Genomic DNA, 25,082 nt, shown 5'->3' with positions numbered 1-25,082 from the left:
CACAGGAGCCTAGGCGACGCCCTCACCTGGGCGGGAGCGGGGGTGTCCGGCCGGGCGGGAAGCGGTCCGGCGGGGCCGGTCGGGTCTCACGCCCTGGATCGCTCTTGCGCGCGGGGGAACCGAATCCTACGGTGATGCATAGGAATAGCTGACGAGGGAGCGCCCATGAGCGGGGAAGCCGCCCGGAAGACCGCGGAGAGCCTGATCTATCTGACGGGTTTCGGTAACGAGCACAGCACCGAGGCCGTGCCGGGCGCCCTGCCGCTCGGGAGAAACTCACCGCAGCGGGCACCGCTAGGGCTGTACGCGGAACAGCTCAGCGGCAGCGCCTTCACCGAGCCCCGGGCGGACAACCGCCGCTCCTGGCTCTACCGGATCCGGCCCTCCGCGGCGCACCCCGCGTTCTCCCGCACCGCGAACGGCGCACTGCGTTCGGCGCCGTTCAACGAGACGGTCCCCGACCCCAACCGGCTGCGCTGGGACCCGCTGCCGAAGCCCTCACCCGGCACGGACTTCGTGGCCGGGCTGTGGACACTGGGCGGCAACGGTGACGCGGCGACGCGGAGCGGTATGGCGGTGCACCTCTACCACGCCAACACCTCCATGACCCGGCGGGTGTTCAGCGACGCCGACGGCGAACTCCTCCTCGTCCCCGAACGCGGCGGTCTGCTGCTGCGCACGGAGATGGGCCTGCTCGCCGTGCGCCCCGGGGAGGTGGCCCTGATCCCGCGCGGCATCCGCTTCCGGGTGGAACTGCTGGACGCGACGGCCCGCGGCTATGTCTGCGAGAACTACGGCCGCCCCTTCCAGCTCCCCGAACGCGGCCCGATCGGCGCCAACGGGCTCGCCAACACCCGGGACTTCCGGGCCCCGGTCGCCGCGTACGAGACGACCGAGGGACCCGTGGAGGTGATCAACAAATTCTGCGGCAATCTGTGGACCGCGACGTACGACCACTCCCCGCTGGACGTCGTCGCCTGGCACGGCACCCACACGCCGTACGTGTACGACCTGCGGACCTTCAACGTCATCGGGTCGATCAGCTACGACCACCCGGACCCGTCGATCTTCACGGTGCTCACCTCGCCCTCGGACAGCCCCGGGCTCGCGGCGGTGGACTTCGTGGTGTTCGCGCCCCGCTGGCTGGTCGGCGAGGACACCTTCCGGCCGCCGTACTTCCACCGCAATGTGATGAGCGAGTACATGGGTCTGATCGAGGGCGCGTACGACGCGAAGACCGGCGGGAAGGGCGGGTTCGTGGCGGGCGGCGGCTCCCTGCACAACATGATGTCGGCCCACGGTCCCGACCGGGAGACCTTCGAGCGGGCGAGCGCCGCCACCCTCGTCCCGCAGCGGGTCGACGACGGGCTGGCGTTCATGTTCGAGACCCGCTGGCCCGTGGTCGCGACCGCGCAGGCCGTCGGAGGGGACCATCTCCAGCGCGGATACGACGATGTGTGGCAAGGTCTGGAGCGCCATTTCAGGAACGCCTAGCAGAGAGCGGGCGACCGGCCCCCCGGACCGGCGGGGCCACTGCACCGATTCGGAGAGCGTCGTGACCGCATTCGCCCCGGACTCGATCGTCCTGAATCGCAAACTGCCCTTGTGGTACCAGGTGTCGCAGTCGCTGCGCGCGTCGATACTCGGACGGTCGGCGGACGACCCGCTGCGGCTGCCCACCGAGGAGCAGCTCGCGGGCCACTACGGCGTCAGCGTGCTGACCATGCGCCAGGCCCTCAAGGAGCTGGAGGACGAGGGCCTAATCAGCAGGCACCGGCGGCGCGGCACCTTCATCGAACCGGCGGCGCAGCGCGGGGCCCCGGTGCGGCTGCTGGGTTCGGTCGACGCGATCGTGGCGCAGCAGTCGGGCATGGGCATCCGGCTGCTGGAGCACGGCAGCGCTCCGGTGCCCCACGCGTACGCGGAGCACTTCCCGGATCTGGCCGAGGTCGTGATGTACCACCGGCTGCGCGGCGACGAGGAGACCGGGGAGCCGACCAACCACGCCCGGAACTACGTGCGTCCGGAGCTGGCCGCGCGGGTGGACCCCGCCGATCTCGGGCGCTGGCCGATGACCAAGGTCCTGCGGGACGTGGTCGGGGCGCGGATCAGCCGGATCACCGACACGGTGGAGGCCCGGCTCGCCGACCCCGAGACGGCCCGGCTGCTGAACGTGCCGCTGCTGAGCCCGATCCTGCACTACACGGGCATCACCTACGGCGAGGACGGCCGGGTGCTCGACCTCGCCGTCATCCACTACCGGGGCGACCGCTTCTCCTTCACGGTCACCCTGGACGCCCACTGACCCGGCCGTCCCGGTCCGCGCGGGCCCCGCACACCCGTGCGGACACCTGGGGCGCGCCGGGCGGGCCCCGTTACGATGCCGGGCGTGACGAACGACGAAGCTCCGCGGCTGGCGGACCTGATGCCGTGGTCCGTCGCCGCCCCCCGGCTCGGCCGGAGCTGGCCGCTCGCCCCGGACCCGGACACCCTCGGTGCCCGCTGGGACGCCCTGACGCGGGCGCGGGGAGCGGAGCGCGCGGCCCTGTTCGAGGTGTCCCGGGCCCGTGACCCGCACTCGGCGGTCGCCCAGCTGCCGGGCCAGCGCACGTCCACGGCCCGGCTGGCGCGCGACCCGGGTCCGCTCCCCGGGCCGCTGCGGGTCCTGTGCGGCCCGTTCGACGAACAGTGGCTGCTCCCGGACCACCGGCTGATCGACGCGGCCCGGCCGGAGCTGTGGCGGGTCGCGGACCCGGCCCAGCTCTTCGCCGTCGAGCAGCGGGTGCCGTCCGGGGACCCGGGGCCCGCCCTGCTGGTGTCCGTCCTGCTGCCGGTCTCCGCGCCGGCGTCCGGCCCGGCGCCGCGGGTCCGTCCGCTGTTCCGGCGGCCCGGGGGCACCGAGCCGAATCTCGCCCCGGGCCTGCTGGGGCGGCTGGCCGACCGGCTGCGCGGCTCCCCCGCCCCGGTGGACGTCCTCGCGTGGATCGTGGCGTATGCCCGGCCCGCTCCCGGGGGCTGTGTCGTCCCACTGACCACCGATGCCGGCGCCTGGGCGCGCGGCACCGCCACGGGCCACCGGCTGCTGCGGGTGATGTGCCGCCCGGAGGGCGGGCGTCCGAAGCTTCCGGGCGGCCGGCGCCCGTACATCCGGGTGCCGCTCCCGGACCGGCCCGGGGAACTCCGCTACGACCGTGACGGGGAGACGCTGTGTGCGGGCGAGGGTCGGATCTCCCCCGTCCCGGCCGGGGCCTGGGACTTCACGGTCGGCGGGGCCCGGGTCCTGGAGTCGTGGTTCGCGGGGCGGACAGTCGTCCCGGAGGGGTCCGGGGCGCTGGCGGCGATCCGGGCGGCCGGCTGGCAGCGGTCATGGACCTCGGAGCTGCTGGAGCTGATCACCGTCCTGGCGCTGCTCGCGGAACTGCGCGCGAGCGTCCCGGACCCGGGCGGCGCACCGCTCACGGCGGCGGAACTGCGCGGGGCCGGGGTGCTCCCGCCGCCGGAGGCGGCACGCCGTCCGGCCTCGGTGCTCGACCATCACGAGGAGGGCCCGGAGGGGCAGTTCGCGCTGCTGTGAGACACGGCCGGCCTCCGGTGGGCGCGGCGGGTGCGGGCGCCGGGTACGGGGGAAGCGGGCACGGCGGCGTGGGGAGACGCGGCGCGCGGGCCGGTCCGGCACGGAGGAGGGAGAGGGTTCGCGACACAGGCCCGGGGGCGGCGGATCGGCCGGGGAGGGACCGAACCGCGCCGCGCGGGGTGTGACGGACCGGCGCTCCGTGCCGGTGATGTCGAAACGGTGAGCACAGGTGTGACCCGTGCTCGCCGGGGGTGCCGAAGGGCGCCGCGCACCGTGGGGATGACGGTTTCGGGATGGCGGCGCGGCGCCTTACGGGGGTGGGCCGTCGAGCAGGGGCCGCCGGGGCGGCCCGCTCAGCGGTCGCCGAACAGCGACCGGCGCAGCCTCCTCAGTGGGGCGAAGAGCGACACACGCCGGACCCGCGCCTTGCGCACGCTGGGCTCACGAGCGGTGTCACGCGTCGTCAGTTCACGCATCAGCGAGGTCGCCTCGGCCGTCTCGCGCTGCGGGACGGCGGGACCGCCCAGCACCGCCAGATGACGGTCGAGACGCGAGCTGGTCGCGCTGCTCCCGCAGGTGATCGCGGGTACGCGAGCCCTGCTTCGCATCGTTATCTGTTCCATTTCTCTCCCCACCCGTACGAGGGCACCCGACCCGGGCAGGTTAACCCTATCGCCCCACCGTGACACCCGTGTATCCCGCCCACGGGATTCACCTCTCGGGTGCCCGGTTGACGCTCTCCGCACACCTCGGTCCCCAATCGCCTTGATTACCGGGCAAGTTGGACATTCCCCCACGGCCGACCCCGTCAAACCTCCGGAAAGCGCACCCGTCCGCACCGTGCCCCGCCCGAACGGTGCCCGCCGGTCGGACACCACGCCGGACCCCGCACACCCGTCCGGGGTCCGGCGCAGGTCACGGGCGCCTCGACCCCACCCTTCCGAGGGGGTCGCAAGCGGCCCCCGCTGGGCTGCTTTTGTGAGGAATCGCACGCTGCGAAGGGGGACGCCGGTGACCCGGGGACCGAGCGGTGACGGTCAGGAGCGCGGCGGCGGGGCGCCCGGAGGTGATCCGGCGGGCGGCGGGGTGCCCGAGCGGCTCGTCGGCGGGCGCTACCGGCTGCTGTCCGCGCTCGGCGAGGGCGGGATGGGCGCGGTGCGGCACGCCCGGGACGAGGCGCTGCACCGGGAGGTCGCCGTGAAGGAGGTCCGGGCCCCGGCCGGGCTCCCGGCGGCCGAGGCGGCACGGCTGCACACCCGCCTGGAGCGCGAGGCGTGGGCGGCGGCCCGGGTGTCGCACCGGGGTGTGGTCACCGTCCATGACGTGGCCGTGGACGGCGGCCGGCCGGCCGGCCGTGGATCGTGAGGGAACTGGTCCAGGGGCTCGCCCTGTCGGACGTCCTCGACGCCGAGGGGCCGCTGCCGCCGCCGCGGGCCGCCCGGATCGGCGCCGAGGCGCTGAACGCGCTGCGGACAGCCGATGGGGCGGGGGTGCCGCACCGGGACATCAAGCCCGGGACGCCCGGTCGGGGCAGTTGTCGGACCCGGGCTGGAAGGCCCTGACGTTCACGGCGGACGGCGACCTCACCCGGCGGGTGGAGCACCTGGAGCCGGTCCGCCGGGACCTGTGGTCCACGTACCGGGACGCGCTGCGGGTCGAGGTGCGCGCGCCGGTGCGCAAGGAGTCGGACGAGGTGGCGTTCACGGTGACGTGCGCGGGGGAGGTCCCGTCGACGGACGGAACCTCCCCCGCGTCGCGGTCGGGGTGAGCGGAGGATGCTCTTATGGATGTCAAGCAGCGGTTGTGAGGTGGCTTGGGGCCGCTGCTGTGGCGTTCGTGGTGGTCAGGGCGTGGTAGATCTCGCGGGCGACGAACCGCTTGAGGCAGCGAATGATCTCTTTCTTCGACAGGCCCTGCCTGGTGCGACGTTCCATGTAGGTGCGGGTGCGCTGGTCCCAGCGCAGGCGGCAGAGAACGATCCGGTAGAGGGCCGCGTTCGCGGCCCGGTCGCCGCCCCGGTTGAGGCGGTGGCGGTGGGTTCGGCCGGATGACGCGGGCAGCGGGGCGACGCCGCAGAGCATGGCGAACGCCGCTTCCGAGCGGAGCCGGTCGGGGTTGTCCCCGGCCGTGACCAGCAGCTGGCCCGCGACGTCCGGGCCGACGCCGTTCAGTTCGGTCAGGGCAGGGTTGATCTTCTGGGTGAGCGGGGCTATCAGCTCGTCCAGTTCGTCGATCTCCTGGCCCAGGCCTCGGTGGCGGCGGGCGAGGGACCGCAGGGCGATCTTCGTCGCGGTGACCGGATCGCCCGCCTGGTCCAGGCCCGGGCGGAAGCCCGTGCAGACGGCCAGGAGGTCCTTGTCCTTCAGGTACCGCAGCATCGTGCGGACGCCTTCCGGCGCGGTGACGATCAGGTTCTTGATCTGCCGGGTGACGTCGGCCCGCTGCTGGACCGCGCTGCGGCGGGCGACCCGCAGCGCCCGCAGGGCCTCGACCCGGCCGTCCCGGAACTTCGGGGTGCCGGTGCGGCGTTCGGCGAGCGCGGCCCGCGCCGCCGCCTCGGCGTCGACCGGGTCGGACTTGCCCTGCCAGCGGCGTGTCTTGCGGTCCGGGCGGTCGATCTCGACCACCCTCACGTCGTGTTCACGCAGGTAGCGGGCAAGGCCGGCGCCGTAGGCGCCGGTGCCCTCGACCCCGACCATCAGCAGGGTGCCGAAGGAAGAGAGCCAGGTCAGAAGCTTGCGGTAGCCGAGCGCGGAAGCGGGGAACTGGGCCGAGCCCAGGACCCGGCCCGCCGAATCGATCGCCGCCGCGGTGTGGGTGTCCTTGTGGGTGTCGACGCCGCCGGTGACCTCGACCTGGTGCTGTGCCATCGTGGGTTGTGCCGTCCTGTCCATTCGACCGGGTGGGATGGCACCCGTCGGCCGGGAGGGCGGACAAGACAGTGATGGGGCCTCTGGCCAGGCTCTTATGAAGTCACGTCCCCCGGCCCGACGGATGCACACGAGCGCCCCCCGAACGGGGCCGACAGATCCCGTTGAGGACCCTGAGTCAGTCAGGCGGTGGGTCAGACCCCGCCGGGGAACGCTCACGAACATCCTCATTGTCAGGCGGCGGCCGTCAGGGCGGGCAGATAGCCCCTGGACTGGCCGTTCGCCTTGGGGTGGTAGGACTCGCCGATGCTGAGCCAGTTGACGCTGTGCAGCCACGCGTCACCGGAGCAGATCTCGTGTCCCGCGAACCGGTCGGCGACCCCGGCGAAGGCGAAGCCGTGGTCGGCGGCGCGTTTGGCGAGCGTGCCGTTGAGATGGTCGGACGCGGCGTTGATCGCGGAGCGTTCCCGCTCGGAGAGCCCGGCGACACAGGTGCCGCTCAGCTTGTAGAAGCGGGGGTAGCCGAGGACGACGACCTGGGCGGCGGGTGCCCGGTCGCCGATCGCCGTGTAGACCCGGTCGAGGAGACCCGGCAGCGTCGAGTCGACGTAGGAGCGCGCGGAGGCGACCCGGGACAGGCAGGAGCTCTCGGAGCCGGTGACGCAGGCCGTCATGACATCCGCGAAGCCCGCGTCGTTGCCGCCGACGGTGACGCTGACGAGACCCGTACCGGAACCCAGGGGTCCGAGCTGGTTCGCCAGAACATCACCCGTACGAGCGCCCGAACACGCGGTGAAGTGGAAGGACGAGGGTGAGTTGGCCGCGGCCCAGAGCGCCGGGTAGGCGCGCGGGGTGCGCTTGCAGGAGCCGCTTGAGCTGTCGTAGGCACCCGCTCCGACACCGGAGGAGTAGGAGTCGCCGAGCGCTACGTAGCCGGTGGGGGCGGCTTGGGGGGATGCCTGCGCCGTGGCGGCACCGGTGACGGTGAGGCCGACGGCGAGGAGGAGCGCGGACAGGTACGACGTAAGTCGGGAACGTCTCATGGAACCACCCTTTAGCAGGATCTCTGGCTCAACTTTCGTACCAGGACGCCTTTTCAACCGGAAGTGTCCATGTCAATTCTCCCCGAAACAAACCCACCTTATTCGCCATGCATTCAATTACGTTCAGATGACGACGCCATGACAAGTCGTCAACACCCTTGCTCTGCCAGGGCGGATGACGCACGCTGCTGAACGGCCCGAACGGAACGCGTCCGTCCGGGCCGCCGTGCGCGCTCCCGCGCACACCCCCCACACCGCGCGTCCCACGACGCGCCCGCCCGGAGGAGGGCTCCCTCGTCATGGCACAGCAGCGAAGCACCACCACGCACGGCACCCCCCGCACCACGCGTACCGCCCGGATCGCGGTGGCCGTCGCCGTCGCGGCAGCCACCGGTCTCATGGGCTCGCTGACCGCGCTCCCGGCGCACGCCGCCCCCGCCGAGGGCACCGTCCTCGCGGCCGGTTCGCCGACGGCAGTCAAGGACAGCTACATCGTCACCCTCAAGAAGGACGCCGGACTGCGGGCCTCCACACCGCAGGGCAAGAAGCTCATATCGGGCTACGGCGGTACGGTCCGCACCACCTTCCGCAGCGCCCTCAACGGCTTCACTGCCACCCTCTCGGCCACCGAGGCCCGCAGGCTCGCCGCCGACCCCAAGGTGGCGTCGGTGGAGCAGAACCAGCGGGTGCGGGTGCAGGCCACCCAGACCAACGCGCCCTGGGGCCTGGACCGGATCGACCAGGCCGCCCGCCCGCTCAACGGCACCTACACCTACCCGGACAGCGCGGGCACCGGGGTGACCGCGTTCGTCATCGACACCGGCGTACGGATCAGCCACTCGCAGCTCACCGGGCGGGCCGGCAACGGCTACGACGCGATCGAGGGCGACACGGTGGCCCAGGACGGCAACGGCCACGGCACCCATGTGGCCACCACCATCGCGGGATCGACGTACGGCGTCGCGAAGAAGGCGCGGATCGTGGCGGTCCGCGTCCTCGACAACAACGGCTCGGGCACCACCGCCGGGGTCATCGCGGGCGTCGACTGGGTGACCCGCAACCACAGCGGCCCCTCGGTGGCGAACATGTCGCTCGGCGGTGGCGCGAGCACCACCCTGGACAACGCCGTCCGCAACTCCATCGCCAGCGGGGTGACCTACGCGGTCGCGGCGGGCAACAGCGGCGTCAACGCGTCCTCGACCTCACCCGCGCGGGTCACCCAGGCCATCACGGTCGGGGCGACGAGCAACACCGACGCCAAGGCGAGCTGGTCCAACTTCGGCAGTGTGCTGGACCTGTTCGCGCCGGGTGTCTCGATCACGGCCGGCTGGCACACCGGTGACTCCGCCACGAACACCATCTCCGGTACGTCGATGGCCGCGCCGCATGTCGCCGGGGCCGCCGCCGTATATCTGTCCAGCAGGCCCACGGCGACACCCGCCCAGGTCTCCACCGCACTGGTGAACGGCGCCACCAACAGCGTGGTGACCACGCCCGGCTCCGGTTCCCCGAACAAGCTGCTCAGGCTGGTTCCGTAGCACTCCCGCACGATCGTCGCAGGGCCGCCTCCCCCCACTTCACCACGGGCGGCCCTGCTCCGTGTCCGGGGAGCCGACCCCACCCGGACACCGGGGGGTTCCCCGGAGGCCCACGACCACCGGGGAACTCCCTGGCGGTAGCGGGCGTCCCGACGCCCGCGCCGGGTGGTGCCGACGGGACGGCCGTGCGTGACTCCGGGCCGTCGGGCGGGCGGGGCTGTACGGGTGGGCCGGGCCGGAAACCTGGATGCGCGGGGCAGTCGGGTGCCGCATCATGTCCGGCATGCCCACCCGAACGGAGCACACTCTGACGTACGAGCCTCAGGACGACGACCGCCCCACCGATGCCCCCCTGAACACCCCCGACCTCGATACCGCGGGCACCGCCGACAACGGCCCTCCGGAGGGCCTCACCGGCACCGTAACCGGCACCGGCACCGCCGCCGTACCGGGGGACGCGTTCGCCGCCGTCCTGCCGATGCAGGTCGCCCTGAACGACGAGGACAGCACGTCCGACGTGGTGGACGCGCTGTTCCTGGGGCGGTTCGCGAACGGTGAGCAGCCGTTCTCGCACCGGACGGCCATCGAGCGGGTCCGGGCCGGGGCCACCCTGCTGCCGCCCGGCGCGACCGTGGTGCGGGCCACCCGCGACGACAACCGCGGCAACACCCTCGCGGTGGGCGACGGCTGGACCCTGCTGGTGTCCCGCTGGCGGCAGGGCGCGGACGTCACGGTCACCGCGACCAGCGCCGAGCTGGCGGAACGGGTGCTGGAGCAGGCGACGGAAGGCGCGTCCGACGAGCCGGAGCCGCAGCCGGAGACGGTCACGATGGGCTTCTGGTACGTGTCGCCGCGGCGCGGTCCGCACCGCACCACCCGGCAGATCTCCGCCGACACCTGGGCCGGGGCGCGCGCCAACTACACCGCGCCCGTCGCGGAGGCGATGGACGGGCTGATGAAGCTGACCGCGGACGACATCGCGGGGCGGCTGCTGCTGCTCCACGGCCCGCCGGGCACCGGCAAGACCTCCGCGCTGCGCACCCTGGCCCGTTCGTGGCGGGACTGGTGCCAGGTGGACTGCGTGCTCGATCCGGAGCGGCTGTTCTCCGATGTCGGCTATCTGATGGACATCGCGATCGGTGAGGACGAGGGCTCCGGGAACGGCCGCTGGCGGCTGCTACTCCTGGAGGACTGCGACGAGCTGATCCGGGGCGGCGCGAAGCACACGGCGGGGCAGGCCCTGTCCCGGCTGCTGAACCTGACGGACGGTCTGCTCGGCCAGGGCCGCAACGTCCTCGTCGGGGTCACCACCAACGAGGACCTGGAGCGGCTGCACCCGGCCGTCGTACGGCCCGGACGCTGCCTGGCCCGGATCGAGGTCGGTCCGCTGACCCGCCCGGAGGCCGTCGACTGGCTCGGTACGGAGGAGGGCGTGGGACGCGAGGGGGCGACGCTGGCGGAGCTGTTCGCGCTGCGGCGGGGCAGTTCCCCGGCGGCGGTACCGGGAGCCCGGGACGGCGCGGACGCGGGACTGTATCTGTAGCGCGCACCCATCTCCGCGAAGAGTTCTTCGCGAAGAGTCACGACGGCACCGACGGAACCTCTTCGCGAAGATGTCCTTGTCGAAGCAGTCTTTCACCAGGGCGAACCACGCGCCGCCGTGGACCGGTAGCTTGCGGGACGCCCCGGCCGGCGCCGTGGGCGCCCTGTCGGATGCCGAGAGGATCTCGCTGGTGACCCGTCCGCCGCCGGAACCGGAGTCCCCCGGAGCGGGGTCCTCGTGACCGCCGCCCCGGGGCGGTGGCCCTCCGGTGCCCTCGGGGGCGTCCTGGCCGCCATGGCGGTCTCGGTCGTCGGCACCCGGATATCCGCGATCGCGCTGCCCTGGTTCGTCCTCAGCACGACGGGCAGCGCGACCCGGGCGGGGCTGGTGGCCTTCGCCGAGATGACGCCGTACGTGCTGGTCAAGGCGTTCACCGGGCCACTGGTCGACCGGGCCGGGCCGCGCACCGTGTCCTGGACGACCGACCTGGTCAGCGCGGCGGCCGCGGTGGCGGTCCCGGTGCTGCACCATCTGGACGCCCTGCCCCTGTGGCTGCTGCTGGCGCTGGTCGCGGTGATCGGAGCGGCGCGGGGGCCCGGGGACCTGGCCAAGGAGGTGCTGATCCCCGAGGCGGCCGAGCGCGGCGCGGTCCCGCTGGAACGTGCCTCCGGGCTGGCCGGGGTGACCGAACGGCTCGCCTCCACCCTGGGCCCGGCGGCGGGCGGCGCGCTGATCGCCGTGACCGGGCCGATGGCCGGGCTCGCCGTGAACGCCGTGTGCTTCGCGGCCGGTTCCCTGATCATCGCGGTGACGCTGCCGCGCGGAATGGGCCGGGGAACGGCCCTCCTGGGCGAGCATCGCGGCGCGGAATCCGGTACGGGGTCGGGTGCAGGGTCCGGCGCGGGGTCGGGTACGGGGTCGGGTACGGGGTCCGGCGCGGGGAAGGGTACGGGGTCCGGCGCGGGGAAGGGGGTCGAGGCCGGGTACTGGCGGCGGTTCGGGGAAGGGTTCGCCTTTCTGCGTGGTGACCGGCTGCTGCTCAGCCTGTCCGGCATGATCGCCGTCACCAATCTGCTGGCCAGCGGCTTCGTCACCGTGCTGCTGCCGGTCTGGGCCAAGGAGTCGGGCAACGGTCCGGCGACCATCGGACTGCTGGCCGCGACCGGCGGCGTGGCGGCGATCTGCGCGGGACTGATCGCCTCGGCCGTCGCGCACCGGATGCCGCGCAGGCCGGTCTTCTTCGTGGGTTTCCTGTGCGCCGGGGCGCCCCGCTTCGTGGTCCTCGCGTCCGGTGCCCCGATGTGGGTGGTGCTGGCCGTCTTCCTGGTCGACGGCTTCGGCAGCGGATTCCTCAACCCGATCCTCGGCGCCATCCGCTACGAGCGGGTGCCCCGGCCGCTGCTGGGCCGGGTGAGCGCGCTCGTCGCCTCGCTGGCCTGGGCCGGTATCCCGCTCGGCGGGCTGATCGCGGGGGCGGCCGTCACCGCGTTCGGACTGGCTCCGGTGCTGCTCGCGGGCGGGGCGGCGTACTTCCTGACGACCACGCTGACCGGACTGCGGCCGGAGTGGCGGGAGATGGACCGCTCCCGCGACCGGACCGGGAGGAACCCCGAACCGGAGGAGCCCCGGGGCGGGCCGCCCCGGGCGCGGGGCGAGGTGCCGGGTCCCGGCCCGGCGGGCACCCCTGGCACCCGGCCGGGCCCCGGCCGTTGACCTCCCGCCGCCACCACCGCCGCCACCGCCCCGGACCGCGGTGGTCCGCCCCGCCCGCCTTCGCGGAGCGCGTCGCCGTCACGCGGCAGGCTTCCTCAGCACCTCCAGCAGGCTCGTGAAGCTGTCGGCACCGCGGCCCGCCGCCACTCCGCGCCGGAAGATGTCGTGGACCGCCGACGGCAGCGTGCTGTCCACGCCCGAGTCGCGGGCCGTGTGCACCACGTGCTCGATGCTGGCGACGCCCATGGTGAGCCGGTCGACGTCACCGGGGTGCTCGCCCCGGTCGACGCGCGCGGAGTAGAAGTCCAGGAACTGGCCGATGTCCACGGTGTCCTTGACGTACGGGGCCAGTTCCTCGGCCGTGACGCCATGGGCCCCGGCCAGGGCCACCGCCTGGAGCCAGCTCAGCATCGTGGTCCAGAAGACAGTCATCTGGAGCTGGTAGAAGAGGGCCGCCCGGCCCGGGTCCTCACCGAGGTAGTCCGCGCCGGTCAGCGTCTCCAGGGTCTCCTTGTGCCGTTCGAACACCTCCCGGGGGCCGCTGTAGAAGGTCGACGTCCCCGGCTGCCCTATCCCGGACGGCGGTACGCGGACCCCGCCCGTCAGATGCGTGGCGCCGCGCTCCGCGATCCAGGCCGCCGCCTCGCGGGCCCGGTCGGGGGTGTCCGAGCTGAGATTGACGACGACCCGGCCCGCGAGCGCGTCCTGCGCGGGACCGAGGACCCCGTACGTCGCCTCGTAGTCGGTCAGGCTCAGCACGACCAGGTCGTTGGCCCGCAGCGCCGCTTCGACGCTGTCCGCGAGGACCGCGCTCCGCGCCACCAGGCCGTCCGCCTTGCCGGGGCTGCGGTTCCAGACCGTGAGGGCGTGCCCCCGGTCCAGGAACGCCGCGCCCATCGCCTGCCCCATGGGGCCGAGTCCGATGAGGGTGACCGCCTGCTTGTCCATATGTCCGGATCCCTTCACGCATACGTGGACGACTGCCGACTGCATGGAGCGCCCCGGAAGCCCCAGGACTGGCCTTGGGTGCTCTAGAACGAGCGCTCTATCTAGAGAGGACCGTAGCAGAGTCTCTGTAGCGAACGTTCTATTCGATAGAATCGCGTCGTGAAGACGACGAGCACAGCCCCCGAAAGTTCCGGCGGGACGGTCGGGACGCGCGAGCGGATCGTGCGGGCCGCGTCACAGCTGATGCAGCGGCAGGGCTACGACGGCACGGGGATCAAGCAGATCTCCCTGGAGGCGTCGGCCACGCTCGGCTCGGTGTACCACTTCTTCCCCGGCGGCAAGCAGGAACTCGCCGTCGCCGCGATCCGGCACGGCGACGCGGAGTTCGGCGACGCGCTGCGGGTCTGGCTGGACAGCGAGGCCGATCCGGCGAAGGGCGTCGCCGCGTGCGCGGTGGGCCTCGCGGCCGGGCTGCGGGAGTCCGGGTGGCTGGACGGCTGCCCGGTCACCTCGACCGCGCTGGGTACGGCGAGCCGGGCGCCCGACATCCAGGAGGCCGCGGCGGAGGCGTTCGCGCGCTGGCGTGAGCTGGTCGCCGTCCGGCTCCGGGACGCGGGGTTCGCCGAGGAGGTCGCCGGGGAACTGGCGCACACCGTGATCAGCACGCTGGAGGGCGCGGAGCTCGCCGCGCAGGTCTCGCGCAGCGGGGTGCCGCTGGAGCTGGCCGGGCGTCACCTCGCGCAGCTCATCGACCTCCACCGGTAGCCGGGGCGGCGCCGGGCCGGACGCCGGAACAGGTCGTACGGGGTCGGGGGCCGGGTCGGTCGCGAGGCCGGTCGGCGGCCGTGCTCAGCGGCCGTATGTCGCGCGGAGCGACTCCCGGACCGCGGTGAGGGCCTGCGACTCGGGTACACCCAGGCGCAGGGCGCGTTCCGCGTAGGTCATCGCGGCGACGGCCGTCTCCCGGGTGGCGGCGTCGCCCGCCGCGGCGACGAAGGTGCCGTTGCGGCCCCGGGTCTCGATGACCCCGTCCGCCTCCAGGGCCCGGTAGGTCTTCGCAACGGTGTTCGCGGCGAGGCCGAGGGTCTCCGCGAGGGCGCGGACGGTGGGGAGCCGGTAGCCGGTCGGCAGGGTGCCCGAGCGGGCCTGATCGGCGATCTGGGCGCGGAGTTGTTCGAAGGGGGCGGTGGGGGTGTCCTGGTCGATCACGACCTTCAGGGGGTTCACGGGGTGATTGTCCCCCACGGGTCGCCTTCGCTTGCGCTTGCGAGGTTGTCGTCGCTGGGCGTACGTCCTTCCTGTGCGGGTCGTGCTGTTCCCCGGGTCCCTGGGGTTCCTGTGCCGGGCGTGCTTGTTCCTGTGCGGGTCGCTCGTGGGGTGCGCGGTTCCTCGCGCCCCTTCGGTCGCGCCCCTTCCGGTTCCCGTTCAGGTGCGGGTTGCCCATGGTTGCTCGCGCAGTTCCCCGCGCCCCTGGGGTTCCATACCTGGGCGTACTTGTTCCCGTGCGGGCCGCTCGTGGGTGCGCAGTTCCCCGCGCCCCTTTGGTGCTGCCCCCAGCCGTTGTTCTTCGGGTGCGGGGCTGCCCTCGTCTTTGCGCGGTTCCTCGCGCCCCTGGGGTTCCACACCTGGGCGTGCTTGTTCCTGTGCGGGTCGCTCGTGGGGTGCGCGGTTCCTCGCGCCCCTTCGGTCGCGCCCCTTCCGGTTCCCGTTCAGGTGCGGGTGGCCCGTGGTTGCTCGCGCGGTTCCCCGCGCCCCTGGGGTTCCACACCTGGGCGTACTTGTTCCCGTGCGGGCCGCTCGTGGGTGCGCAGTTCCCCGCGCCCCTTCGGTGCTGCCCCGAGCCGTTGCTCTTCGGGTGCGGGTCTGCCCTCGTCTTTGCGCTGTTCCCCGGGTCCCTGGGGTTCCTGTGCCGGGCGTGCTTGTTCCTGTGCGGGTCGCTCGTGGGGTGCGCGGTTCCCCGCGCCCCTTCGGTCGCGCCCCTTCCGGTTCCCGTTCAGGTGCGGGTTGCCCTTGGTTGCTCGCGCAGTTCCCCGCGCCCCTGGGGTTCCACACCTGGGCGTACTTGTTCCCGTGCGGGTCGCTCGTGGGGTGCGCGGTTCCCCGCGCCCCTTCGGTGCTGCCCCGAGCCGTTGTTCTTCGGGTGCGGGGCTGCCCTCGTCTTTGTGCAGTTCCTCGCGCCCCTGGGGTTCCACACCTGGGCGTGCTTGTTCCTGTGCGGGTCGCTCGTGGGTGCGCGGTTCCTCGCGCCCCTTCGGTCGCGCCCCTTGCGGTTCCCGTTCGGGTGCGGGTGGCCCGTGGTTGCTCGCGCGGTTCCCCGCGCCCCTTCGGTGCTGCCCCGGTGCGTTGTTCTTCGGGTGCGGGGCTGCCCTCGTCCATTGCGCGGTTGTCCGCGCGCCTTGGGTGCTGCCCCGGTGCGTTGTTCTTCGGGTGTGGGCTGGGTCAGGTTCCGATGGCGTGGAGGGAGAGCCATAGTGCTGTCACCGCTCCCGCGAGGGTGGCGGGGACGGTGAGGAGGCCTAGGCGGGTGAACTCCTTGAGGTCCGGGTCGCTGTCGTGCTCGCGCGCGATCCGGCGCCACAGCAAGGTGGCCAGCGAACCGGCGTAGGTGAGGTTGGGCCCGATGTTCACGCCGATCAGTACCGCGAGCACGGCACCGGGGCCGAGCGGGGCGCTCAGCGGCAGCAGCACCAGGACTGCGGGCAGGTTGTTGATGAGGTTCGCCAGTACGGCGGCCAGCGCGGCGATCGCGAGGAGGGCGGGCAGCGTGCCGCCGTCGGGCACCAGATGACCGAGCGCTTCGCCGAGGCCGTTGTCCACCACCGCGCGGACCACGATGCCGAGGGCCAGGACGAACGCGAGGAAGGGGAGGTCCGCGGCCCGGACCAGCGCGGCGGGGGTGGTGCGGCGCCGGGCCAGGGCGCGGACCGCGAGGACCACCGCGCCGGCCAGGGCGGCCCAGGCCGGTCCGATCCCGAACGCGGAGGTGATGACGAAGCCGGCCAGCGTGCAGGCGACCACCACCAGCGCGAAGACCGGTACCGGGGGCGCCGCGACAGCGGGCGGCGCGGACGCGCCGGCGTCCAGGTCGGCGGCGAAGAAGCGCCGGAACACCGCGTACTCGATACCGATGGCCACCAGCCACGGGAGGGTCATCAGCGCGGCGAAACGGGTGAAGCTGAGTCCGCTGGCGGCGAAGGCCAGCAGATTGGTCAGGTTGGAGACCGGCAGCAGCAGCGACGCGGAGTTCGCCAGATGGGCGCAGGCGTACACATGCGGCCGGGAGCGGGCGCCCAGCCGCGCGGCGGTGGCGAACACCACCGGGGTGAGCAGCACCACCGTGGCGTCCAGGCTGAGTACCGCGGTGATCAGCGACGCGGCGGCGAACACCTGTGCCAGCAGTCGGCGCGGGCGGCCCGTCGAGGTGCGGGCCATCCACGCACCGCAGGCGTGGAACAGCCCTTCCTCGTCGCACAGCCGGGCGAGCACCAGCACCGCGGCCAGGAATCCGATCACCGGTCCGAGCTGCTCCGCCTCCGCGCGGGCGTGGTCGAGGGAGATCGCCCCGGTGGCGATCACGACGACGGCGGCCGGCACCGCCACGACGGCCTCCGGCCAGCCCCGTGGCCGCATCACGGCACAGGCCAGCACAGCCAGCAGCAGAACGACGGACAGGGCTTCCGCCGATGACGCGTTCAGGATGGGGACCCCCGGAAGGAGAGCAGGCGGAACCGACCCTCCATCGAACCAGACCACCCCCGCCCCACCCGCACGGCCACAGGTACGGCCGCGAAATTGGGAGGCGGGGCAGGGCGCGGGGTCCTAGCGTTCGGGGCATGAGTGTCGTCATCCGTGAGCTCCTCCCCACCTCCCCGGCGGACGCCGAGGGTTTCGCCCGGGTCCGCCGCGCGGCCGTCCCGTTCATGCTGGCCACCGCCGAGTCCGTCCTCTTCGACGTGTCCCACATCCACCCGGACGCCCACTACCGTCCGCTGCTCGCCGAGCTGGACGGCGAGATCATCGGCACCGTGCAGTCGGGCGTCGCGTACGACAGCCCGCTTCCCGGGCAGGGGTTCCTGAACGTCTACGTCCACCCGGAGCACCGCCGCCGGGGCGCGGGCTCCCTTCTCGCGCGGACGGCCGAGGCGCATCTGGCCGAGCGGGGGGTGCGGACGGTGTACTCCTGGGTCCTGGACGAGCCGGAGAACCGCGCGTTCGCGGAGCGCAGGGACTACCGCCCGAGCCGCACCGCGCACTTCCTGCGGCTGGACCTCGCGGAGGGCACGCTGCCGCCCCTGGCCCCCGTACCCGAGGGGGTGGAGCTGCGGACGGCGGCCGACTTCGCGGACGACCCGCGTCCGATGTTCGAGCTGGACGCGGAGTGCGTCCTGGACGAGCCGGGGGACATCCCGGCGGAGTTCGACGACTACGAGCAGTGGCTCGAAGACACCTGGCGTCACCCGTTGCTGGACCGGTCGCTGACGACGGTCGCCGTCGCCGGCGGCCGGCCGGTCGCGTTCACCGCGGCCCGTACCGACGGGGGTTCCCGGTACGCGACGGCGATGACGGGCACCGCGCGCTCCCACCGGGGCCAGGGGCTGGCCAAGCTCGTGAAGAACGACTCCCTGCACCGGGCCCGGGAAGCGGGTATCACGGAGGCGTTCACGGGCAACGACACCGGCAACGCCCCGATGCTCGCGGTCAACACGTGGTTCGGGTACGCGATCGGCGCGACGGAGGTGCGGTATGTCCGTGAACTCGGCTGAGCAGGAGGCCGTCCGCACCGTGGACGTGGTGCTGGTCAAGGGCGGCCGTACGAAGATCCGTTACCCCGCGGTGGTGCTGGACGACGACGGGGACCGGGTGAGCGTACGCGCGCCGTGGGCCGGGGACGGCGTACGGGACTTCGGGTTCGTCCGCTTCGAGCCGGGCGATGTGTTCACGGAGCACTACTGGCGCACCCGCTGGTACGCGGTGAAGGAGGTGTGGACGTCGGAGGGGCGGCTGAAGGGCTGGTACTGCGATGTGACGCGGCCCGCGCTCGTGCCGTCCGGGGAGATCGTGGTGACGGACCTGGAGCTGGATCTGTGGGTGTCCGCCGACCGGTCGGCGGTCCTGCGGCTGGACGAGGACGAGTTCGCGGCGAGCGGGCTGGACCGGACCGATCCGGTCGCGGCGGACCATGCCGTCCGCGCGCTGGACGAGTTGGAGCGGCTCGCCCGCGCGCCGCACGACCCCGCGGCCGTCCATGCCCCCTGGTGGCCCGCCGGTTAGGGCGTGGCGCGGGGGACGGTGGCCGGCAGGTGCTCGGCGCGGTCGCGGGCCGGGTCGTACGCGATGGGGTCGTCGTCGTGGTGCCAGTGGAGCACGAAGCGTTCGCCCGCGCGGTAGGCGTCGAGCCCGGCGCGGCAGTAGCCGACGAGGTCGGCGGGCAGGGCGTCGAGGGGGAACCAGCCCAGCTCGGAGCATTTGCCGGGCTCGGCGTTGACGGGTTCGCCGCCGGCGCCGTGCTCCGCCTCGAAGAACCAGCCGGTCCGGGGCGCGCCGCCGGGGCCGCGGTGCTGCATGACCAGGGCGACTCTCAGGTCCCCGGGGGCGAGCCGCAGACCGGTCTCCTCGCGGGCCTCGCGGATCATGGCGGCGCGGACGTCCTCCCCGGCCTCGACATGGCCGGAGGGTGCGTGGAGCAGTCCGTCGCCGTATCCGGTGTTCGCCCGGCGGGCCAGCAGGACGTCCGGACCGCGGCGGACGATCAGATGGACGTCGACGATCTCGGAGTGCCGCGGGCGGTGGTACGGGGGGTCGGCGGGCGGTCGCGGGGCGGCGCCGGAAGGGGGCGCGGGGTCGTTGTGCTTCACACCGACGAGGGTGACATCCACCACTGACAACGGGACGTGGATGAGTCACTGTCCCCCAACGGGTCTAGCTCCGTGTGATCGCGGGAAAAGGTAGTCCTCAAGGAGGCAGTCATGCGCCGAGTGACCGTGCAGAAGACGCCGAGCAGGACGAGCACCCGCCGCGTGCGGCGGGAGGAGACCGAGGAACTGCCCCGGGAGCGTCCGGAGGTCCGCAAGGACATCCAGCGCACCTGGTGGCCCGAGGGGTGAGCGCGAGGGGCCGGGAAACGCCGTGCGCCCCATGACACGAGGTGCCGCCGGGCACCTCGTGTCATGGGGCGTTTCGGTCATGGGGCGTTTCGGACGGGCCGTTCGTGGCGGATGTCCTGGCGCGCGGGGAGCTGTCTCCCGTTCATGACCGCGGGCCGGGTCCCTTCCCGTCCGGGTCGTCCCCGGGGCCGCGCGGGGTGTCGTCCGGCTCCGACGGGGTGTCCGACGAGTCGTCGGACGGGGTCCGCGTGGCGTCGCCGCGTGAGGCGTCCGGGTCCGGGGCGCCGACCGAGGTCTTCACCCGGGCCGGAGCCGGTGCCGCCGCCGGCTTGCGGATCAGCTTCGCGGCCAGCGGCCAGAAGAGGATCAGCAGGATGATCACGTACACCGTCACGGAGAACGGCGTGTTGACCAGGCCGGAGGCGCTGCCGTCGCTGATCTGGAGGGCGCGGCGCAGCTGCTGCTCGGCGTTCGGGCCGAGGATGACACCGATGACCGCCGGGAGCACCGGCAGGCCGTAGCGGCGCATTCCGAATCCGATGAGGCCGATGATCAGCAGGATCACCAGGTCGAGGGACTCGCCGCCGACCGCGTAGGCGCCCACCGCGGCGAAGAAGAGGATTCCCGCGTAGAGGTAGGGCCGGGGGATGCGCAGCAGCTTGGCCCACAGCGGCGCCAGCGGCAGGTTCAGGGCGAGCAGCAGGACCATGCCGACGAAGAGGGAGGCGATGAGGCCCCACACCAGGTCGGGCTCGCGCTCGAAGAGCATGGGTCCGGGCTGGATGCCGTACTGCTGGAAGGCGGCGAGCATCACGGCGGCGACCGCGGTGGTGGGCAGGCCGAGGGTGAGCATGGAGACGAGGGTTCCGGCGGCGGACGCGGAGGCCGCGGACTCCGGTCCGGCGACGCCCTCGATGGCGCCCTTGCCCCACTGCTTCTTGTCCTTGGAGAGCCGCTTCTCGGTGACGTACGAGAGGAAGGTCGGGATCTCGGCGCCGCCCGCGGGGATCGCCCCGAACGGGAAACCGATGACGGGACCGCGGAGCCAGGGCTTCCAGCTGCGCTTGACGTCGTCGCGGCCGAGCCAGGGAAGGCCGACCGGGATGGGCTCGGGGTTGCCCCGGCGCAGATGGGCGGCGACCCACAGGGCCTCGCCGATCGCGAAGAGACCGACCGCGACGATCACCACGTCGACGCCGTCCGCGAGTTGCAGGGAGCCGAAGGTGAGGCGCTGCTGTCCGGTCATCTGGTCCAGGCCGACGAGACCGATGGTGAGACCGATCAGCAGGGACGCGAGACCGCGGATGCGGGAGGAGCCGAGGACCGAGGTGACCGCGATGAACGCCAGCACCATGATCGCGAAGTAGTCGGGTGCGCCGATGTCGACGGCGAGGTCCGCGACGGTGGGGGCGAGGGCGACGAGCAGCAGGGTGCCGATCATGCCGCCCACGAAGTGGCCGATGGCGGCGGCGGCGAGGGCTTGTGCGCCTCTCCCCGCCTTCGCCATGGGATTGCCCTCCATGGCGGCCACGACGGCCGCGCTCTCCCCCGGGGTGTTCAGCAGGATCGAGGTGGTGGAACCGCCGAACATGGCGCCGTAGTAGATACCGGCGAACATGATGAACGCGCCGGTGGGGTCGAGTCCGTAGGTGACGGGCAGGAGCAGGGCGACGGCCATGGCGGGGCCGATGCCGGGCAGGACGCCGATGGCGGTGCCGAGGAGGACCCCGATGGCGGCCCAGAGCAGGTTGAGTGGGGACAGGGCCGTGCCGAACCCGTCCATCAGGGAGTTGAAGGCATCCATCTCACAGCACTCCCATCAGGGGTCCGCCGGGCAGTGGTACGCCGAGCAGACGGTCGAAGACGATGAAGGCGGCGAGCGAGATTCCAGCGGCGATGAGCGGATCACGATGGAAGTGCCGGCTGCCGAGGGCGTAGGCCGCGCCCCAGAAGAGCAGGGCGCCCGCGACGGGGAACCCGAGGGGGTCGATCAGGACAGCGGTGGCCAGGAAGACCCCGGCGAGCAGCAGGACGGTGCGCCAGTCGGCGGGTTCGCTGAGGTCGATGTCCTCGCCGCCCTCGGCCTCGCCGTGGCCGCCGCGCAGGACGTCGATGGCGAGCAGGACGGCGATCACCAGCAGCCCGATGCCGACCGCGATCGGGACGGTCTTGGGGCCGATGGGCCCGCGCTGGGAGATGTCGACGTCCATGGTGAGGGCGTCGGTGAGGACGAGTGCGCCGAGGGCGAGCAGCAGCAGGCTGACGCCGAGTTCGGAGTGCTCGCGCAGCCAGGAGCGGCGGCCCGGCTGCTGCCCGGCGGGCGCCCGGGTGGCGGCGTCGGTTCCCGCGCCCGGGTCCGGACGGCCGGGCGGTTCGGTGGTCGTCACAGTCCCAGCTCCTTCAGTACGGACACGACCCGCTTGTCCTGGGCGTCGAGGAACTCACCGAACTTGTCGCCGGTGAGGAAGGCGTCGTGCCAGCCGTTCTTCTTCAGCGACTCCTTCCATTCCTTGGAGTCGTGGAGCTCGGTGACGAGGTTCGTCAGCTTGTCGCGTTCCGCGTCGGTGAGTCCGGGCGGGGCGACGATGCCGCGCCAGTTGGTGAAGTCCATGTCGTAGCCGGCCTCGCGCAGGGTGGGCGCGTCGAGCCCGTCGACCCGCTCGGGTCCGGTGACGGCGAGCAGCCGCAGTTCACCGGACTTGATCTGGTCGAGGTACTCGCCGACGCCGGAGACGCCGAAGGCGACCTTGTTGCCGAGGATGGAGGCGAGGAGTTCGCCGCCGCCGTCGTAGGGGATGTAGTTGACGTCCTTCGGGGTGAGGCCGCCGGCCCGTGCCATCAGCATCGGCGCGAGGTGGTCGGGGCCGCCCGGGGAGGAGCCGCCGCCGACGGGCAGTTTCCCGGGGTTCTCCTTCCAGGCGTCGATGAGCTGCTTGATGTCCTTGTACGGGGAGTCCTTCGCGACGACCACCACGTCGGGCTCTTCGGTGAGCCGGGCGATCGGGGTGGTGTCGGCGAGCGTCTTCGGCGCGTCGTTGGAGTGGACGGCGCCGACGACGCCGAGCCCCATCGACATGGCGAGCTTGCCGTTGCCGTGCTCGCTGACGAGCCGGGCGAGGCCGACGGTGCCGCCCGCGCCGGGCAGGTTGAAGACCTCGATGTCGTGGGTGAGTCCGGCGTCCTCGGCGTTCTTGGCGGCCGTACGGGCCGTGATGTCGTAACCGCCGCCGGGAGTGTTGGGGACCATGAACCGCAGCCCGGGTATCTGCGTGCCGGTCTCGGCGCCACTACCCGTCGTGAGCAGCGGTGGCCCGGTGAGTACCAGGACCGCTGCCCCGAGCAGGGCGAGAGGAGTGCGCAGGCGCACGCGTGCCACCACCTGTTCGTCAAGGGGAGCCAATGGGAAGCTCACACGATATTTATGTGTGAGGTGGCCCACATGTTGCCTGGGCGTTAAGAGCCTGTCTCTCTTCCGCAACCAACGGACGTTGTGGTCCTTGTGTTCACGCGCTTAGCCTGCGGCGGTGACGAAAGTACTGGTAGTGGACGACGACTTCATGGTCGCCAAGTTGCACAGCCGGTACGTGTCCGAAATGGCTGGATTCACGGTGGTGGGAGTGGCCCACAACGGGGTAGAGGCGCTGCGCTCGGTGGAGTCGCTGCGGCCCGATCTCGTGCTGCTGGACGTGTATCTGCCGGACATGGACGGTATCGGTGTGCTGCGGGGTATCCGGTCGGCCGAGGAGATCGATCCGGGGCGGGTCCCGGTGGACGTTCTGTTCATCACGGCCGCGCGGGAGGCCGTGACGGTCCGCGCCGCGCTGCGCGCGGGGGCCCTGCACTATCTGATCAAGCCGTTCGAGCGGGGCACCCTCCAGGAGCAGCTGCGGCATGTGGCGGCGGTCCGGGCCCGGCTCGACGGTCTCGACCAGGCCCGCCAGCAGGACGTGGACGAGCTCTTCGGGAGCCGTCCACCGGGCTCGCGCGAGCTGCCCAAGGGTCTTGCCGCGCCCACGGCGGATCTGGTCGAGCGGACCCTGCGGGAGCATCCGGCGGGACTGTCCGCGTCGGAGTGCGCGCTGGCCGGTTCGCTGTCCCGGGTCAGCGCCCGCCGGTATCTGGAGTACTTCGCGGAGACGGGCCGGGTGGAGGTGTCCCTCCGGTACGGCGGAGCGGGTCGGCCCGAGCGCCGCTACCAGTGGATCGAGCGCCCCCGCCGGGCGCGTTCCTGATCCGGGCCCTGTCGGGGCGCTTCCGTCACCCCTCTGACCTGCGCGAACGGCTCCGGGATGGCGGGGCCTGCCCGGTACGGGGGCCCTGGCGGGCCGCGGCGGCACCGGGTCCCGGGGTGGCGGGGCGCCGGGTCCGGCGGGGCCGGGGTGTGAGGATTCGGGCGTATCGGGGCGTGAGCTGAGGGGAGTCCGATGGCTCCCTTAAGAGCGCCATAAAGATCACCTCCGGGGCGCCGGGAAGGCTGGATCGAACGTCTGGACGAGCTAGTTTTCGAGTCGCCCGGGAGCCCCGTACACCGCCCGTACGACTCCCGGGTCCCCCCGCTGAGCAAGACTGAGGAGTCCGTCCATGACCGCTCGCCGCACGGTAGCCGCGATCGCCGCACTGGGTGTCGCCCCGCTCGCCCTCACCGTCCTGACCGCCTCGCCGGCGGCGGCGCACGGGTCCATGAGCGACCCGGTCAGCCGGGTCTCGGCCTGCTTCGCCGAGGGCCCCGAGAGCCCCGACTCGGCCGCCTGCAAGGCCCTCGTCGCCACGAGCGGCACCCAGCCGCTGTACGACTGGAACGAGGTGAACATCGCCAACGCCGCGGGCGCCCACCGGGACATCATTCCCGACGGCAAGCTGTGCAGCGCCAACCGCTCGAAGTACGCGGGCCTGGACGCTCCCCGCACCGACTGGCCGTCCTCGCAGCTCAAGTCGGGTCAGCACACGTTCCAGTACCGGGTCACCGCGCCCCACAAGGGCAGCATCGAGCTGTACATCACCAAGGTGGGCTACGACCCGACCAAGGCCCTGAAGTGGTCGGACCTGGAGTCGCAGCCGTTTGCGAAGGTGACCAACCCGCGGCTGGCGAACGGCTCCTTCATCTTCGACGGCACCGTCCCGCAGCGGACCGGCCGCCACCTGGTCTACTCGGTCTACCAGCGGTCCGACTCCCCCGAGGCGTTCTACACCTGCTCGGACGTCGTGTTCGGCAACGCCGGTGGCGGCGCCGCCGCGCCCGTCGCCTCCGCGCCCAGCAACAAGCTGATCGAGAAGGAGCGCGACAACTCCACCGTGGAGCACGACGGCCACGGCGACCTCAGCTCCACGATCAAGGACGGTCCGCAGAACGCCTCGGCGACGGACGGTCCCGGCTCGGTGACGGCCGTGGAGAACGGCGGCGCCCAGGGCACCGCCGTCAAGGCGGACGCCGGCGCCAGGGCGCAGGGCGGCACCACCGAGAACCTGGCCGAGACCGGTGGCACCAGCACCACCCCGTACATCGCCGTCGGCGGTGCGGCGGTGCTGGCGCTGGGTGCCGCGGGTCTCTTCGCCTCCGCCCGCCGCCGTGCGGCGACGGGCGGCGGTCGCAGCGGTCGCTGAGGGACGACCGCGGCGCCGGGTGGCCACCTCCGGGGTTGGGATGGCTACCGGGTCGGGTGGCCGCTGAAACGAGCGGCCACCCGGAACCACCTTCCGGGGCGGCGGGGCGACCCGCCCGCCCCCGGAAGGTGAATGACGACGACGACCC

At 72.7% G+C, this 25,082-nt stretch carries 21 protein-coding genes and 3 pseudogenes; 14 read left to right on the top strand and 10 right to left on the bottom strand.

Going from position 1 to position 25,082, the window contains the following annotated elements:
• Positions 1-165 precede the first annotated feature (165 nt).
• The 3 genes from hmgA to OG711_RS30995 all read left to right on the top strand — a co-directional run bounded on the left by hmgA (position 166) and on the right by OG711_RS30995 (position 3,574).
• Entirely contained in the window at positions 166-1,494 is a 1,329-nt protein-coding gene (gene hmgA / locus OG711_RS31005; protein ID WP_329561800.1) for a homogentisate 1,2-dioxygenase, read from the top strand.
• Between the two features lie 61 nt (positions 1,495-1,555).
• On the top strand, positions 1,556-2,305 hold the full coding sequence (locus tag OG711_RS31000; protein ID WP_073792313.1) for a GntR family transcriptional regulator: 750 nt from the start codon (positions 1,556-1,558) through the stop codon (positions 2,303-2,305).
• Positions 2,306-2,380: 75 nt separating this feature from the next.
• A complete protein-coding gene (locus OG711_RS30995; RefSeq protein WP_329561798.1) occupies positions 2,381-3,574 on the top strand; it encodes a type ISP restriction/modification enzyme in 1,194 nt (397 codons plus the stop codon).
• Between the two features lie 353 nt (positions 3,575-3,927).
• On the opposite strand, the gene OG711_RS30990 is transcribed toward OG711_RS30995, so the two are convergent.
• Positions 3,928-4,197 (bottom strand): hypothetical protein, encoded by a 270-nt coding sequence (locus OG711_RS30990; RefSeq protein WP_073792315.1) that lies wholly within the window; start codon positions 4,195-4,197, stop codon positions 3,928-3,930.
• 523 nt (positions 4,198-4,720) lie between these two features.
• Here OG711_RS30990 and OG711_RS30985 point away from each other — a divergent pair.
• Together OG711_RS30985 and OG711_RS30980 are read left to right on the top strand one after the other, a co-directional pair.
• Positions 4,721-5,088 (top strand): annotated as a pseudogene (locus OG711_RS30985) (protein kinase domain-containing protein); the annotation flags it as partial.
• 20 nt (positions 5,089-5,108) lie between these two features.
• Positions 5,109-5,342, top strand: coding sequence for a hypothetical protein (locus OG711_RS30980; RefSeq protein ID WP_329561796.1), 234 nt, complete (start codon positions 5,109-5,111; stop codon positions 5,340-5,342).
• A 22-nt stretch (positions 5,343-5,364) separates the two neighbouring features.
• Here OG711_RS30980 and OG711_RS30975 read toward each other — a convergent pair whose 3' ends face one another.
• The gene (locus OG711_RS30975; RefSeq protein WP_405673086.1) at positions 5,365-6,468 is read right to left on the bottom strand and encodes an IS110 family RNA-guided transposase; all 1,104 of its coding nucleotides are present in this window, start codon (positions 6,466-6,468) and stop codon (positions 5,365-5,367) included.
• Between the two features lie 209 nt (positions 6,469-6,677).
• The gene (locus tag OG711_RS30970; protein WP_073792316.1) at positions 6,678-7,487 is read right to left on the bottom strand and encodes an SGNH/GDSL hydrolase family protein; all 810 of its coding nucleotides are present in this window, start codon (positions 7,485-7,487) and stop codon (positions 6,678-6,680) included.
• Between the two features lie 299 nt (positions 7,488-7,786).
• Here OG711_RS30970 and OG711_RS30965 point away from each other — a divergent pair, with 299 nt between their 5' ends.
• The 3 genes from OG711_RS30965 to OG711_RS30955 all read left to right on the top strand — a co-directional run bounded on the left by OG711_RS30965 (position 7,787) and on the right by OG711_RS30955 (position 12,281).
• Positions 7,787-9,025 (top strand): S8 family peptidase, encoded by a 1,239-nt coding sequence (locus tag OG711_RS30965; protein ID WP_073792317.1) that lies wholly within the window; start codon positions 7,787-7,789, stop codon positions 9,023-9,025.
• A gap of 478 nt (positions 9,026-9,503) precedes the next feature.
• Positions 9,504-10,568, top strand: coding sequence for a DUF5925 domain-containing protein (locus tag OG711_RS30960; protein WP_266518006.1), 1,065 nt, complete (start codon positions 9,504-9,506; stop codon positions 10,566-10,568).
• Between the two features lie 294 nt (positions 10,569-10,862).
• The gene (locus OG711_RS30955; protein WP_329564162.1) at positions 10,863-12,281 is read left to right on the top strand and encodes an MFS transporter; all 1,419 of its coding nucleotides are present in this window, start codon (positions 10,863-10,865) and stop codon (positions 12,279-12,281) included.
• Positions 12,282-12,359: 78 nt separating this feature from the next.
• On the opposite strand, the gene OG711_RS30950 is transcribed toward OG711_RS30955, so the two are convergent.
• On the bottom strand, positions 12,360-13,229 hold the full coding sequence (locus OG711_RS30950) for an NAD(P)-dependent oxidoreductase (protein WP_329561793.1): 870 nt from the start codon (positions 13,227-13,229) through the stop codon (positions 12,360-12,362).
• Between the two features lie 159 nt (positions 13,230-13,388).
• On the opposite strand from OG711_RS30950, the gene OG711_RS30945 reads away from it, so the two are divergent.
• The gene (locus OG711_RS30945; RefSeq protein WP_266513700.1) at positions 13,389-13,994 is read left to right on the top strand and encodes a TetR/AcrR family transcriptional regulator; all 606 of its coding nucleotides are present in this window, start codon (positions 13,389-13,391) and stop codon (positions 13,992-13,994) included.
• A gap of 84 nt (positions 13,995-14,078) precedes the next feature.
• Here the strand turns inward: OG711_RS30945 and OG711_RS30940 are convergent, their stop codons facing one another.
• Together OG711_RS30940 and OG711_RS30935 are read right to left on the bottom strand one after the other, a co-directional pair.
• Positions 14,079-14,456, bottom strand: coding sequence for a GntR family transcriptional regulator (locus OG711_RS30940; RefSeq protein WP_329561791.1), 378 nt, complete (start codon positions 14,454-14,456; stop codon positions 14,079-14,081).
• A gap of 1,212 nt (positions 14,457-15,668) precedes the next feature.
• Positions 15,669-16,925 carry an SLC13 family permease gene (locus OG711_RS30935; RefSeq protein ID WP_329564160.1) on the bottom strand — a complete coding sequence of 419 codons (1,257 nt, stop codon included), beginning with the start codon at positions 16,923-16,925 and terminating at the stop codon, positions 15,669-15,671.
• A gap of 137 nt (positions 16,926-17,062) precedes the next feature.
• Between OG711_RS30935 and OG711_RS30930 the strand changes: the two genes are divergently transcribed.
• On the top strand, positions 17,063-17,992 hold the full coding sequence (locus tag OG711_RS30930; protein ID WP_073792322.1) for a GNAT family N-acetyltransferase: 930 nt from the start codon (positions 17,063-17,065) through the stop codon (positions 17,990-17,992).
• Complete coding sequence (locus OG711_RS30925) at positions 17,973-18,500, top strand: DUF402 domain-containing protein (protein ID WP_073792408.1); 528 nt, start codon at positions 17,973-17,975, stop codon at positions 18,498-18,500. Before OG711_RS30930 ends, OG711_RS30925 begins: the two co-directional genes overlap by 20 nt.
• Here OG711_RS30925 and OG711_RS30920 read toward each other — a convergent pair.
• Positions 18,497-19,009: pseudogene (locus tag OG711_RS30920) on the bottom strand (NUDIX hydrolase); the annotation flags it as partial. The gene OG711_RS30925 and the pseudogene OG711_RS30920 overlap by 4 nt on opposite strands.
• 186 nt (positions 19,010-19,195) lie before the next feature.
• On the opposite strand from OG711_RS30920, the gene OG711_RS30915 reads away from it, so the two are divergent.
• Complete coding sequence (locus tag OG711_RS30915; RefSeq protein ID WP_099280421.1) at positions 19,196-19,333, top strand: hypothetical protein; 138 nt, start codon at positions 19,196-19,198, stop codon at positions 19,331-19,333.
• Positions 19,334-19,667: 334 nt separating this feature from the next.
• On the opposite strand, the pseudogene OG711_RS30910 reads toward OG711_RS30915, so the two are convergent.
• The 3 genes and pseudogenes from OG711_RS30910 to OG711_RS30900 all read right to left on the bottom strand — a co-directional run.
• Positions 19,668-21,137, bottom strand: a pseudogene (locus tag OG711_RS30910) (tripartite tricarboxylate transporter permease); the annotation flags it as partial.
• 1 nt (position 21,138) lies between these two features.
• Complete coding sequence (locus OG711_RS30905; protein ID WP_073792409.1) at positions 21,139-21,621, bottom strand: tripartite tricarboxylate transporter TctB family protein; 483 nt, start codon at positions 21,619-21,621, stop codon at positions 21,139-21,141.
• 95 nt (positions 21,622-21,716) lie between these two features.
• Positions 21,717-22,700, bottom strand: coding sequence for a Bug family tripartite tricarboxylate transporter substrate binding protein (locus OG711_RS30900; RefSeq protein ID WP_073792410.1), 984 nt, complete (start codon positions 22,698-22,700; stop codon positions 21,717-21,719).
• Between the two features lie 157 nt (positions 22,701-22,857).
• Here OG711_RS30900 and OG711_RS30895 point away from each other — a divergent pair, with 157 nt between their 5' ends.
• Positions 22,858-23,565, top strand: a complete 708-nt coding sequence (locus tag OG711_RS30895; protein ID WP_073792323.1) for a response regulator — start codon at positions 22,858-22,860, stop codon at positions 23,563-23,565.
• 349 nt (positions 23,566-23,914) lie between these two features.
• A complete protein-coding gene (locus OG711_RS30890; protein ID WP_073792324.1) occupies positions 23,915-24,934 on the top strand; it encodes a lytic polysaccharide monooxygenase auxiliary activity family 9 protein in 1,020 nt (339 codons plus the stop codon).
• The last annotated feature ends 148 nt before the right edge of the window (positions 24,935-25,082 follow it).

Origin of the sequence: Streptomyces uncialis, assembly GCF_036250755.1 — a bacterium.
GTDB lineage: Bacteria > Actinomycetota > Actinomycetes > Streptomycetales > Streptomycetaceae > Streptomyces > Streptomyces uncialis.
The sequence above is the reverse complement of the archived record's forward strand: the minus strand, read 5'-3'. Positions and strand labels throughout refer to the sequence as shown.